The organism is Bernardetia aquimarina (assembly GCF_042180575.1).
GTDB lineage: Bacteria > Bacteroidota > Bacteroidia > Cytophagales > Bernardetiaceae > Bernardetia.
This window is the reverse complement of record NZ_CP170094.1, coordinates 3,154,285-3,166,939: the sequence shown is the minus strand read 5'-3', so window position 1 is coordinate 3,166,939 and position 12,655 is coordinate 3,154,285. Positions and strand designations below refer to the sequence as shown.

Sequence of the window (12,655 nt, the reverse complement as noted above, 5' to 3'; positions counted from 1 at the left end):
TGGGCTACAAAAGTAAGGTTTTATTTTATTTTTTGCCTATAAATCAAGTGAAAGTTAAAAAATAGTTGATCGTATTTTAGAGAGATTATCACTTCTTCTTACAATAGCAGCCTATTTCTTCAAAAGAATTTGGTTTCATTAACTCCTTAAACTCTTTACGACTTGGCGAAATCACATATTCAATCGTTTTGGAGCTATCTGAAGCATCTAGTTTTTCATTTTTAATCACAAAATCATAATTCAATAAAGTGTCAGAAGGTGTAATATATCCAATAAATAAACTGTCTTTAGTTAAGTCTAAACGATTAACTCTCCAAAAATTTTCATCTTCTTTGATGTTTAAAAAATAACTTCCTTTGAATTTCTTTAAAACCTGTTCATCTGAAATCTGAAAAACTGTATCAATATTTACAAAAGAACCTTTTATCGTATCTCCTATAAACTCAATATTCCAGTTTTGCCCTTCAAATAATTTTTGTAAATCCTCATTATTTGCCCTATCTATTACAGTTGTTGAGTCAAATTCTAAATCATTTCTGTGTGAAATAAATTCAAAAGTTATATAGTTCAAAATAAGTTTGTCATCAATGACTAATTTATCATTTTTATCCAAACAGCTTAAATATTCGCCTTTCATCTTTCTTGCAAATGATTTTTGTGCTTTTTCTCCACTAGGTTGAGCAGTTTCGAAACGGACATATTCATAATCTCCACAGCTACTTAATAAAATAAGTAGAAATAGATAGATTCTAGGTTTCATTTTTCTTTTCATTTTTTTCTAAATTAGGGATATGAATAGTTTTTCTGACAATAAAAATAATTGATACTAATTCCATTTCTTTAAAAGTTAAGTATAATTTCCCAAAATTACATTTTCTCCTAAAATATAAACCTCTACAAAATGAAAATCCTGTCAGCCAATCAAATGCGACAAGCAGACCAAGAAACCATCAAAAATGAGCCTATTTCTTCATTAAATTTAATGGAAAGAGCTTCAAAAAAGGCTTTTTATTGGATTCAAAATTATTTTAGTCAAAGTCTTCGTAGTGATTTAATCAATGCAGAATTTCATATATTTTGTGGAATTGGAAATAATGGTGGCGACGGACTTGTACTTGCACGACTTTTATCAAACTTTGCATTTCAAATAAATGTGTATGTAGTAGTTTTTTCAGATAAAAGAAGTAAAGATTTTGAAGCTAATTTTGAAAGAATACAAGAAATTTCGAATATAAAAATCGTAGAAATAAAGACCGAAGAGGATTTAAAAAAAATATCTATTTCTCAAACCAGTCAAAAAGATTGGATTATCGACGCTATTTTTGGATATGGATTAAATAGAATGCCAGAAAAGATTGCAGCCAAAACGATTGAATTTATTAATGAGTTTACTAATACCAATTCTAACAAAAACGTAATCTCAAACATAATCTCTCTAGACATTCCATCAGGACTTTTTGCAGATGAAAATCAAAGCAAGGAACAACATTTTGATAAAAATCTGACCATAAAAGCCACACACACACTGACTTTTCAAAACCCAAAATTATCTTTTTTCTTTGATGAATATAGTGAGTTTGTAGGAGATTTTGAGGTGTTAGATATTGGATTAGATAGGAATTTCATTGATCAACTAGATTCTCAAAACTACTGGCTCACTACTCAAAAAGTAAAACAGATTTACAAACCACGTACACGAACAGGACACAAAGGAACTTTCGGACATGCACTTTTGATTGTAGGAAGTTATGGAAAAATAGGAGCAGCACAGCTTTCAGCAAAGGCTGCTCTTCGAAGTGGTGTAGGTCTTTTATCTATCCGAACGCCAAAATGTGGAGTTATTCCTCTTCAAAGTTCAGTTCCAGAAGCAATGATTTTGGTAGATGATTTTGATACAAAGAAAAGTAAAACGAAGAATAAATATATTTTAGATTCTTTTTCTAACAAATTACTAGACAAATTACCTAACTATAAAACTATCGGAATTGGTTGTGGAATTGGAACAGAAAAACAAACTCAAAAAGTTCTTTTACAGGTTTTAAAAGAAATTAATTATCCAATCGTGATTGATGCTGATGCATTGAATATTTTATCTCAAAATAGAAATTATGAAAATGATGATACCGATTGGTTATATTTTGTACCTAAAAACTCAATCTTGACACCACACCCAAAAGAATTCGAACGTCTTTTTGGAAAGACAAAAACGGTAGAAGAAAGACACAGACTTTTAAAAAAATTAGCTCAAAAACATCAATTTTGCATTTTACTAAAAGGTTCTTTTTCAGCTTTAGCTCTTCCAAATGGAGATATTTATCATAGCACTTTTGGCGATATTGGAATGGCGACTGGTGGAAGTGGCGATGTTTTGACAGGAATTTTGACTTCACTTTTGGCACAAGGTTACAGTTCAGAAGAAAGTCTATTACTCGGTGTTTTTTTACACGGAAAAGCTGGAGAATTGGCAGCCAAAAATAAATCTAGTGAATCGATGCTTCCTTCTGATTTGATTGACGAATTGGGGAATGTTTTTAAGATGATTTGAGTCAATAACTGTCGTTGAGACTCAAAATACAGTTGTCAAAAAGGGGAATTTATCCTAATCGATGGTTTTTAATCCTTGTTTATGACTATAAAAACGTATTTTGTAAAAAAATTCAAGCTCTAAATTTACACTTTTGCACGTAAAATCTTTTTTTTTGATTCTATAAGAAATCTTCTTTTATTCAATATTTCTTTAAATTTGTGTTTTCATTATTCCTTTTTGGAAATGTATTTGAAAGATTATAACACAGACATAATTTATTGAAAAAATCTACCCTTATTAAATAAAAAAAGACATTGGTCAATTTTATGATAAAAATAAAAAAACGAGTAATTTGGTTTTTGATAATTTTAATTTCAATTCCCACATTGGCATTTTGTCAAGATGATTTACAAGAAAAAACAAAAAATTTAGAAGATTCTATTCGCTTGATGCTTTATAAAGAACGACCTTATTTTGAGGTGGTTAATTATGGTGCAAACCGAATTCAGATGAAGGATAGCACTTCTTTAGATTACTTCTTTGAAAAACTTTATGAACTCCAAACTCAAAAAAAGACAGAAAAAGCCGAAGAAAATAGACAAGTAAAAATTCTTCACATGGGAGATTCTCACATTCAAGCTGATTTTTTTACAGGACAAGTAAGACGATTATTTCAAGAAGACAAACGTTTTGGAGATGCAGGACGTGGATTTATTTTTCCCTATTCGGCAGCCAAAACAAACAATCCATTTGATTACAAAACTCGTTATACAGGAACTTGGACAAGCCAAAAAATGGTCAGTAACAAAGACTTATCACAATGGGGAATTTCTGGAATAAATGTAGAAACAACAAATCCAAAATCTACAATAACATTAGAACCAATAGAATATAATGAACGAAAACCTTCAAAAATAGATAAAGTAAGAATCTATTATCCTATCTTGAATGAAGAACTTTTTGAGGCTGTCATTATTGCACCAACCAATGAAATAGCATCTCAAAAAATGCATCCAGATGGTTATTTAGAAGTTATTTTTTCTGTTCCTCAAGCTTCCATAAGCATTGGATTAGACAAAACAGATGATATTCAGACACATTTTATTCTGCAAGGAGTATCTCTTGAAACCAATGATGGAGGAGTTTTATATCACGCTGTTGGTATAAATGGTGCAGAAACAAGACATTATTTGCGTTGTGAAGATTTCGAAACACAACTTAGAAGTATTCAGCCTGATTTGGTGGTTATTTCTTTGGGAACGAATGATGCTTATCCTACTCGTTTTGATGATGTAGCATTTAAGGGGAATTTATCAAAAATAATTACTCAAATTAGAAATATAAACCCAAACACTTCTATTTTGCTCGCTTCTCCAAATGATACGTATCGTTACAAAAAATATGCAAACTACAATACCCAAAAAGTAGAAGAGCGTTTACAAGAACTTATGAGGGAAAAAAATGTTGCTCTTTGGAATTTTTATCAAATAATGGGAGGATTCAAATCTATTACTGAATGGCAAAAAGCAGGGTTAGGACAATACGATAGAATCCACCTTTCTCAAACAGGATATAATTTGCAAGGCGATTTATTTTATGAAGCCATCACCGAACAATATAAAAAATGGATTGAGAAAAACAGACCTAAGTAAATAATTGCTAAGTTAGGACAAGGCGTGCGTGCCTTGTCCCTACAAATAAACATTAAAATTAACTAATTACTTTATAAACAGCACCTTCTTTTGTTTGTGTACTGCTGATTAGTTCTATTTGATTGCTATCCCAAACACCAATTTCACCTACTATTATTTTTTCAAGGCGTTTTTTGATGGTCTTTTTAACCTCATCATTAGTACGGATATAAGCCAAAGTAACGTGTGGAATGTAATTTTCAGCGTTTGTACTTTCAATTTCTAGGTCTATCTTCTCTAATTTTTGAGCTAATTCTTGATATAGGTTTGATAAGGCTTCATTTTTATTAATTCCTACCCAAAGTACATGAGGAAGATCATTTTTTTCAAATGTTCCTATGTCTTTCATTGTTAGGGTAAGAGGATGTTTTGTTTCTATTTCTTTGATAATCTCCTGTATTTGTGAAATTTTTTGATGTGATACATCTCCCAAAAAATGGAGTGTAATGTGCATTTTTGAAGGTTCTATCCAATTATTGACTGCCTTCATTTCTGGATAGGAAGAAAGCCACTCTTGGCATTCTTGCAACGCATCTTTTAAAAATTGAGGAAGAGGAATAGCAATGAATAAACGAGATTTTTTTTGTAGAGGAGTCGCCAAAGTAGAGGATTCGATTTTTTGCTGTTAAAAAAGGGTTTGTAAATAGTTTAGTTGTTTGTGTATTTATTTAACTACAAAAGTACAAATAAATTGCCAATTACAAGAAAAATGTTTGTTTAAACTATCAAAAATGGCTTTTTATAAGAAAGTTTATAAAAAGAATTATTATTTTTCTATTTGTCTTCTTTTATTTTACTAGTAATATAATTTGGTAGTTTTTCTACGGCTGTTTTGAGTTTTTCTTCGTTTGTGTTTTGTCTTTCTTTATCTCCTAAGTTAGAATTATAGTGTCTAAAAAGATAATAGGTTAAGATTCTGTTGTATGTATCTAATTCATTATCTGCAATCATATCTAACATTTTGGTTTCTGCTGCATCAAGATTATTGATTTCTGATAAAGCTCTTCCCATCTCATTAAGACTTCCATAATAATGATTCTGACTTGGATTTTCCATTTTCAAAGTAAATCCAAAACATTAATATTCAACATTTCAAATTCTTGCATGTAGGTTTCTCTATTTTTACCTGAAACGTACAAGCAAATGGAGTTTACTAGATATTATGAATGGTATTCTTTTTTTTTGTAAAAATGGTTGTGTTTGGCAAGATTTACTTTCAAATTTTCCTGCTTGGCAACTGAGCCTTGGCAAACTCAGCAAAGCTAAACTGTCTATTGGTATTATAGCAAATGGGTTAAAGAAGGTATTTGAAAGAATATAAGTTCCTGTTTAACAGCAGACTATCGTGTAAAAAAAGAAAAAACACCTCAACCAAGTGTGGTAATTATTGATAGTCAAAGTGTCAAGAATAGTAGCACTTCTACTGAAAATGTAGGTATAGATGGAGCTAAAAAAATAAAAGGAAGAAAACATTTTTACATTGTAGATACTTTGGGGAGTTTAGTAGAAAGCTTTGTTTGTCCTACTAATTTTTATGACGGAACAACAGCTATAGAAAAATGAAAAGTTTTTACGTTTGACAATCCTCTTTTAGATACAATAAAAAGTGTATATGCTGATGGTACTTTTAAAGGCACATTCAGTAGAATGATGAAGCAAGAAATGGATATAGAAGTGAAAATTCCAAAAGTCCCTATTACACAAAAAAAGATGGATTGTGGAAAGAACTTCGCTTGGTAGGTTAATCGCATCTAATTTGGGCATTTTTTTGACTTTTACTTGCTTTTAAAAATTAAAAAAAGAAATCATAGTGTACTTGTAGGTCAAAAGGCTTGCCTTTGACTTGTTAGATAGGTGTTTTTTATGCTTTGAAATAAAACAAATACAATCAAAGGCAAGCCTTTAAACTACTAATTTCAAAATTAGAATTTATGAATAATTTAGAGGACATATAAAATCTATTTTACACAAAAATCTTCGTCTTTTAGTGAGATTAACCTACAAAAAAGAGGATTTAATCGCTTATTTTCAATCACTTGGTAGGTCATTTTGTGAGCAAATCACAGATGTTTCCTGTGATTTTTGACAAGCTTATATCACTACTGCCCAAACTTGTTTTCCTAATGCTACTCTTGTTCTTGATAAATTTCATGTTGTTAAATTGCTCAATAATTGTATAGATAATTTTCGTAAATTACTTAGAAAATCAGAGCTTGAAAATATAAATTATCGTCGTTTAAAATGGATATTATACAAGCAATATCATCGCTTAACAGACAAAGAGTTAGATGAGTTGCATCTTTGTTTTGAAGATTGTCAGATGCTAAAAGGAATTTATTGGACGAGAGAAAAATTTCATCATATTCTTGACAATGGAAAGCAAGTAGAAGTAGTCGTACAAGAAATGGAAAAATGGGGAGAAAATATGACTAAGGAAGTTAAAAGTATATTCAAACCGTTTATCAAAATTTAAAAAAGCACAAAAAAATATATAGTGAATTATGTCAAAAACTTTCTATCCAATGCTGTAACAGAAGGGCTAAATAACCTAATTAGAAGTATAAGAAGGGCTGCATTTGGTATGGACAAATTTGAACATCTTAGATGGGGAGCATTAGCCATTTCTGAATAACCACAAAAATTGTCAGATAACCGAATATCTTTATCAAACTCAAGCATAATAATATAAATTAAATCTTACGATAACCCACCAAATAATCTGTTCTACTACTCATCGGACGGTAATAAATAAAAACATCATAGGCGTTTTCAGTCTGTCTATAATTGTTTTCTAAAGGCGAATAATCTATTTCTTTTTTGTTGTTGACGGTGGTATAGAAATAATTATAAATTCCTTGTTTTAATAAAACTTCGGCTGTATAATAACCACCTCTATTGACATACTGCATCTTGAAAAGTGGATTTATTCTCCAATCTGTCAAGCCTCCAATTATATAGACATCGTTATCTAATTTTTGAGATTTCAAAACAAAATTTACGTAGGCATAATCAGCTTCCGTTTTGGATTGTTCTGCTCGTTGGCTATTCTCTATATAAAACTGTCCATTAAAATCTTCTAAGCGAGTTCCATAAGCCAAACCTGCTCTTGATTTTTCGGGTTGTAAAAAAACGTGGTCGCTATTTTTTTGATAACGAACACTATCTACTCCCCAACCAAACTTTCTTTGTGTACGAATATCAAATAATCTAAATTCGTTACTACCCAAAAAACGCTGTGATTCTGTCAGAGAGCTAAACTCTAATGTCTTTTGAAAGTCTTTTACAAAGGTAGGCTGCAAATCATAAATGGCATTTTCCCAACGATAATTTTGCCTAACAACTACCTCAAACTGCGTATTCGGATTTACGACACCTTGCACACCTGTATAGTTTACCGAAAGTTTGAACTGCTGATAAATAAGGGAGTTTTCGCCACCTACTGATGGAATTTGCTCAAAACCAATACTTGTTTTTTCCTCAAAAACCATAAAGCGTTTTGTCAGAATTAGGTTTTCTTCATCTTGATAAAATACTTTTACTACATAATTTCCTGAAATTTTTACTTTTGGGATTTGAAATTTATAATGCACAAAAGGCACTTTCGTATTGATAGAAAAATCATAATCACGTATCAAAAAATCATTATAGACATTCAAATATTCCATATCTGGAAGTGTGCTTTCTGTCCAATCTGATTCACAACGAATAATTTTAGCTTTATAAACTCGTGCATCACTTGCTAGTTCGTCAAAAGTCAGAAGTAAAGGAATATTTTGAGAAAGTGGAATAATCGGCTGTTCTAATTGTGCAGCTTGTGAAGGACTTTGATTAGGATAAAGCCGAACCGTTTTGATATAGGGGTCATAGATAAAATCTTCCGTTTTGAAAGACATATCGTCGTAATAGGTTTCTGTATTTTGAGCAAAAACTGTATTTGAAATACAAATAATTGCTAATAAAACTGTAAATAGTGTGAGTTTAAATTTCATTTGCTATTAAGTAAAACAGACTTCCCAGTCTGTTGGGATAATATATTTCTTTTCAACAGACTGGGAAGTCTGTTACACATTTTATTGATATTTTTCAAAGTATTTTTCTGCATCCTCAGATGCCATTTTTTGGCTTTTAGTTTTTACTTGTTTTCCATTTTTGATTGTAAATTCTTCTAAAAGTTTATTATTGCCCATTTCTGATTGATAAGATTTTTCTAACCACTTTGTTATAATTAAACTATCTCCTTGCCATTTATTTATAGCTTTTTCATAAGTTCCATAAGTTCCTCCATGAGTAAACGAAGTTATAGTTTTATTGCCATCATTAACCAATAGTTTTTGTTCTGTTGTCGTAAAAACTTTTGTGCTTTTATTCAAGTTTTGTTTAGTAAAAATATGAAATGCTGCAACATCTCTACTAGCCATATAAAAAGGACGAGAAATAATTAAATCTACTTTACCGTCAAAATCCATATCTTTTCTATAAATTTCTGCGCCAAACCAACTTCTAGAAGTTGTGATTATTGTAGTAAAGAGTTCTAATTTACTGTCTTTTTTTACATAAATGTATGTTGGACATTCTCCAAAATCTATCGAATCCTTTAAATCTAAATGTTTACTATCTAAAATTACAAATTCTGGAAATTCAACTTGTGCTTCTACAAACATAGCATTTGTAAAATAATTTTCTACAACTGTATCTTTTTCAAATTCTGTAATATTCAAAAAATCTAACATTGAATCTAAGGACAAACGAAAAATAGAATCAAGCTGCACATCGCTATAATTTTCAAAATTGAAAGATTTGTTAGTTGCAACAATATTTTCTTTTGGTTTTATTTGCCCTTCTGTAAAATAAGACTTTTCATTATCAACAACAGATTTTTGACTGCAAGAGAAAAGTAATAGAAAAAATAGTATTGATAAAATATAAAATTTCATTTTGTATTCAGTAAAACAGACTTCCCAGTCTGTTGGGATAATATATTTCTTTTCAACAGACTAGGAAGTCTGTTATACACTTTTATTTGTCTAATAATCGTCTATGATAGTTGATTTGTCCTAAATGATAATTAAGATGAGCGTGTAAGTGTAAAAGCAAAAAAGCATTTGTTTGTTTTTCTGTAAATTTTGGAACAGAAGTTTCTGAATATAATCCTTCTTCACCCAAAGATTTTATTGAAGTATCAACAATTTTGATAACTTCTTCTAATTTTTCAATGAGTTCTTTTTTAGGAATGTTTTTTTGAGAAAATTCTAATTCTCGTTCTCTAATATAACCTGTTTTTCCGATTTCTGCACCAATAAAATGATTTAGATTTCCGATAAGGTGCAGACAAAGATTACCAGCAGAATTGAGAACTTCGCCTTCTATTTTCCACATATTTTCTTCGTTTTTGTAGCTCTCAATTTCCAGTTTCACTCTTTGTATATCTCTTTCAAAAAGTGTGCGTAAGGTTTGGTTAAGTGTCATTTTTGGTTATTTTTATAAGTTATTCTGTAGCTGACAGTTTTCAACTGTCAGCTACTTTAAAATTCCTCTTCTTCAATCGTTTTAGTTTTTTATAGTTGATTATTTTTTATTCTCAAAACTTCTTCTTCTGAAATATTTAAGGCTTCAGCTATTTGGGTAACAGTAAGTATATTTAAAGCTAAAAGTTGCTTAGCTGATTTATATATATTCTGTTTAGCTATTTTCCTTTCCTCTTCTCTAGCTGTCTGTAATACATTCTTCAAATCTCTAAGTTGTTTCAAACTCTCTTCGTATTCCATTTGACTGGGACGAGGTAGATTGGCAAGTTCGGCAGATTCAAAAAAATTCTTAAATATTTTTTCTTTAAAACGAGCAGGCATTTGTTCTAAAATATCTAAATGTTTGAAGATGTAGTACCATTTATCTTCAAGCGTTTCTAATTCATGTTCTTCTTTCAAGAAATTAGGCATTTGAAGATAAACAAGCGTTAGTTTGTCATAAAAAACTTCATTAGTTTCAATATCTGTAAGCCTTATGATACGTTTTACTTTTGTATCGTCTTTTTTTGTCGTCGGATTCGGAAATCTAAAATTGAGAATAGAAACTGTATAAACAGGTTTTAGCTCATAGCTCCAATCCTTGCCTTTAATAGCCTGTTCTGTAATAGGAAATGTAGTATAGTAAAGAGTTTGGTCTTTAAAAAAATCTTGTTTTGCTCTCTGCAATTCTACTATAAATTTTTCTCCTTTTTCGTTTTCACAATGCAAATCAAAAATTACTTTTCGTTCGACTTCCGAAATGCCTTGCCTTTCAACATTTTTATAGGCTAGTTTAGCAATTTTTTGGTCTGGCAAAATTGCATTTAAAAAGCTAATTAAGTTTCTTTTGTTGCTTTCTGTGCCAAAAAGATGTTTGAAACCAAAATCAGTAAAAGGATTAATATATCTTGCCATATTTTAAAAAAAATAAAGTGTAAAAGTATTCTATAAATTTACGAAAAAATATAATCTGTTGTTATGCTTGGATTCAATTAAAACTCCTCCTCTTCTTCAATAAACTTCTGAATATCATTTTTTTTCCACCACTCTTGAAAAACAATAAATGCCCAAACGTGATTTTGGTCGTAATCTGTTCCTTGTTTTACTTTTTGCTTTAGGTTTTCGGTATAAGCAGGACTAAAAATACCTTGTTCTTGTATAAAATCTCTATCCAAAGACTGCTCAACAAGTGGTTTTAAAAGCGTCTGAAAACCTTTTGCTAACGGAACATCAAAACCGTGTTTACTGCGATTATAGAGTTCGGCAGGAAGAATGTTTTTGAACGCATCTTGAACAATTCGTTTCTTTATTTTTGGATTAATTTTGTATTGTTCTTCAATCTGAAAAGCAAAATTTACTACCTTATGGTCAAGAAAAGGAACACGAACTTCTAGCGCATGAGCCATCGAAAACTGGTCAGCTTTATGAAGCATATCATTTGGCAAAAGCAAATTCATATCAGCATAAAGCATTTCGTTTATATCGCCTTTTTTGCTTTCGGAAATGAATTTTGTGAACTCTTTTTTTCGATTTTGGAATTTGTTATCTTCATTTGATAAATCAAAAACATCCGATTGAAAGATATTTTGGACGTTTTGTTCATCAATAAAACTACTCAAAAACCAGTAGCGTTCTTGTTTGGATAATTGTGCAGCTTTTGCAAAACGGTGTAATTGTCTGAATTTATTTCCCCAAAATGAATTTCTTGATTTTGGTAATTTTTCTAATAATCCTAAATTATTCTTTATCAAATTTTCCTTCCAACCTGCATTTCTGACTTTGTACTCTCCCAAATATTTGTTGTAACCTGCAAAAAGCTCGTCGCCACCATCTCCAGAAAGAGCTACCGAAGCCGTTTGTTTGGTGTGTTTGCTCAAAACATAAAACGGAATAGCCGAAGAATCTGCAAAAGGTTCACTCAAAAACGGTAACATATCAAAAACAGCCTCAAAAATATCAGAATTCGAAAGCGTAAAAACAGTATGATTAGTATTAAATTTTTTAGCTACAAGATTAGCATAACTCGTTTCATCAAAAAGAGGTTCATCTTTATAACCAATCGAAAATGTATTGAGGTGTTTGGTATGACGAGTAGCCAAGGCAACAATAGCAGAAGAGTCTGTTCCACCACTCAAAAAAGAACCAATCGGAACATCTGAAATCAAACGTTTTTTTACAGATTCTTCTAATAAATTTACTAATTCTGTTTGTGCCTTATCATAGGAAATAGAATCATAATTTTGCGTTTCGTAATTATTCGGAATTTCGTAGTATTTTTCTAATTGAACTTCTTTCTTTTTTATTTTGAGATAATGTCCAGCAGGAAGTTTATAGACATTTTCGAAAATCGTATGAGGAGCAGGAATATAATGCAGCGAAAAATATAAACGCAGACTTGCAAAATCTAGCTTTTTAGGAAAACGATATGCCATAAGTGATGACATTTCAGAAGAAAAGACAAATTTATCTTCATCGTGGTAATACAAAAGTGGTTTTATTCCAATCCTATCACGAGCTATAAAAATAGACTGTTCTTGATTGTCATAGACAGCAAAAGCAAAAAAACCATTGAGTTTTTCTAAGCATTTTTCTTTGAAACGGATATAAAGTTGTAATAAAACTTCTGTATCGCTTTCTGTATCAAACTCTAAATCACTCAAAAACTCCTTTCTAAGCTCTTTGAAGTTATAAATTTCTCCATTAAAAACTATCGTATAACGTTCGTCTTTGCTACTCATTGGTTGTGTAGCTGCCGAAGACAAATCTAAAATAGACAAACGACGATGCCCCAAACCAACAAAAAAATCATTGTACAAGCGTTGTGCATCTTGTCCACGATGTTCTAGTCTTTCGGTTGCTTCTTGCAAACGTACCAACGAAAAACGACCAATTTCATTAAAGGCAAAAATTCCTGTTATTCCACACATTTTTTT

At 30.6% G+C, this 12,655-nt stretch carries 11 protein-coding genes and 1 pseudogene; 4 read left to right on the top strand and 8 right to left on the bottom strand.

Annotation, left to right across the window (positions count from 1 at the left end; genetic code table 11):
- Positions 1–88: 88 nt before the first annotated feature.
- Positions 89–760, bottom strand: coding sequence for a hypothetical protein (locus ACE193_RS13495; protein WP_375558751.1), 672 nt, complete (start codon positions 758–760; stop codon positions 89–91).
- A gap of 141 nt (positions 761–901) precedes the next feature.
- Here ACE193_RS13495 and ACE193_RS13490 point away from each other — a divergent pair, with 141 nt between their 5' ends.
- A complete protein-coding gene (locus ACE193_RS13490) occupies positions 902–2,545 on the top strand; it encodes an NAD(P)H-hydrate dehydratase (RefSeq protein WP_375558750.1) in 1,644 nt (547 codons plus the stop codon).
- A 308-nt stretch (positions 2,546–2,853) separates the two neighbouring features.
- Positions 2,854–4,179, top strand: coding sequence for a GDSL-type esterase/lipase family protein (locus ACE193_RS13485; RefSeq protein ID WP_375558749.1), 1,326 nt, complete (start codon positions 2,854–2,856; stop codon positions 4,177–4,179).
- A 58-nt stretch (positions 4,180–4,237) separates the two neighbouring features.
- Here ACE193_RS13485 and thpR read toward each other — a convergent pair whose 3' ends face one another.
- Together thpR and ACE193_RS13475 are read right to left on the bottom strand one after the other, a co-directional pair.
- The gene (gene thpR, locus ACE193_RS13480) at positions 4,238–4,819 is read right to left on the bottom strand and encodes an RNA 2',3'-cyclic phosphodiesterase (protein WP_375558748.1); all 582 of its coding nucleotides are present in this window, start codon (positions 4,817–4,819) and stop codon (positions 4,238–4,240) included.
- A gap of 173 nt (positions 4,820–4,992) precedes the next feature.
- Positions 4,993–5,274, bottom strand: coding sequence for a hypothetical protein (locus tag ACE193_RS13475; protein ID WP_375558747.1), 282 nt, complete (start codon positions 5,272–5,274; stop codon positions 4,993–4,995).
- Between the two features lie 321 nt (positions 5,275–5,595).
- On the opposite strand from ACE193_RS13475, the gene ACE193_RS13470 reads away from it, so the two are divergent.
- Both ACE193_RS13470 and ACE193_RS13465 read left to right on the top strand, forming a co-directional pair.
- Positions 5,596–5,781 carry a hypothetical protein gene (locus tag ACE193_RS13470; protein ID WP_375558746.1) on the top strand — a complete coding sequence of 62 codons (186 nt, stop codon included), beginning with the start codon at positions 5,596–5,598 and terminating at the stop codon, positions 5,779–5,781.
- Between the two features lie 532 nt (positions 5,782–6,313).
- Positions 6,314–6,850 (top strand): annotated as a pseudogene (locus ACE193_RS13465) (transposase).
- Between the two features lie 58 nt (positions 6,851–6,908).
- On the opposite strand, the gene ACE193_RS13460 reads toward ACE193_RS13465, so the two are convergent.
- The 5 genes from ACE193_RS13460 to asnB form a co-directional block, all read right to left on the bottom strand.
- The gene (locus ACE193_RS13460) at positions 6,909–8,207 is read right to left on the bottom strand and encodes a DUF5103 domain-containing protein (RefSeq protein ID WP_375558745.1); all 1,299 of its coding nucleotides are present in this window, start codon (positions 8,205–8,207) and stop codon (positions 6,909–6,911) included.
- Positions 8,208–8,288: 81 nt separating this feature from the next.
- The gene (locus ACE193_RS13455) at positions 8,289–9,152 is read right to left on the bottom strand and encodes a hypothetical protein (protein WP_375558744.1); all 864 of its coding nucleotides are present in this window, start codon (positions 9,150–9,152) and stop codon (positions 8,289–8,291) included.
- Between the two features lie 82 nt (positions 9,153–9,234).
- The gene (locus tag ACE193_RS13450; RefSeq protein ID WP_375558743.1) at positions 9,235–9,684 is read right to left on the bottom strand and encodes a DUF1572 family protein; all 450 of its coding nucleotides are present in this window, start codon (positions 9,682–9,684) and stop codon (positions 9,235–9,237) included.
- An 89-nt stretch (positions 9,685–9,773) separates the two neighbouring features.
- A complete protein-coding gene (locus ACE193_RS13445) occupies positions 9,774–10,637 on the bottom strand; it encodes an Rpn family recombination-promoting nuclease/putative transposase (protein ID WP_375558742.1) in 864 nt (287 codons plus the stop codon).
- A gap of 77 nt (positions 10,638–10,714) precedes the next feature.
- Positions 10,715–12,649 carry an asparagine synthase (glutamine-hydrolyzing) gene (asnB, locus tag ACE193_RS13440; protein ID WP_375558741.1) on the bottom strand — a complete coding sequence of 645 codons (1,935 nt, stop codon included), beginning with the start codon at positions 12,647–12,649 and terminating at the stop codon, positions 10,715–10,717.
- Positions 12,650–12,655: the final 6 nt, after the last annotated feature.

Bases quoted from the DNA above. Each gene is read 5' to 3' on its own strand.
- ACE193_RS13475 (WP_375558747.1), bottom strand. From the start codon at position 5,274: ATGGAAAATCCAAGTCAGAATCATTATTATGGAAGTCTTAATGAGATG.
- ACE193_RS13485 (WP_375558749.1), top strand. From the start codon at position 2,854: ATGATAAAAATAAAAAAACGAGTAATTTGGTTTTTGATAATTTTAATT.
- ACE193_RS13455 (WP_375558744.1), bottom strand. From the start codon at position 9,152: ATGAAATTTTATATTTTATCAATACTATTTTTTCTATTACTTTTCTCT.
- ACE193_RS13490 (WP_375558750.1), top strand. From the start codon at position 902: ATGAAAATCCTGTCAGCCAATCAAATGCGACAAGCAGACCAAGAAACC.
- ACE193_RS13460 (WP_375558745.1), bottom strand. From the start codon at position 8,207: ATGAAATTTAAACTCACACTATTTACAGTTTTATTAGCAATTATTTGT.
- ACE193_RS13495 (WP_375558751.1), bottom strand. From the start codon at position 760: ATGAAACCTAGAATCTATCTATTTCTACTTATTTTATTAAGTAGCTGT.
- ACE193_RS13450 (WP_375558743.1), bottom strand. From the start codon at position 9,684: ATGACACTTAACCAAACCTTACGCACACTTTTTGAAAGAGATATACAA.
- ACE193_RS13445 (WP_375558742.1), bottom strand. From the start codon at position 10,637: ATGGCAAGATATATTAATCCTTTTACTGATTTTGGTTTCAAACATCTT.
- asnB (WP_375558741.1), bottom strand. From the start codon at position 12,649: ATGTGTGGAATAACAGGAATTTTTGCCTTTAATGAAATTGGTCGTTTT.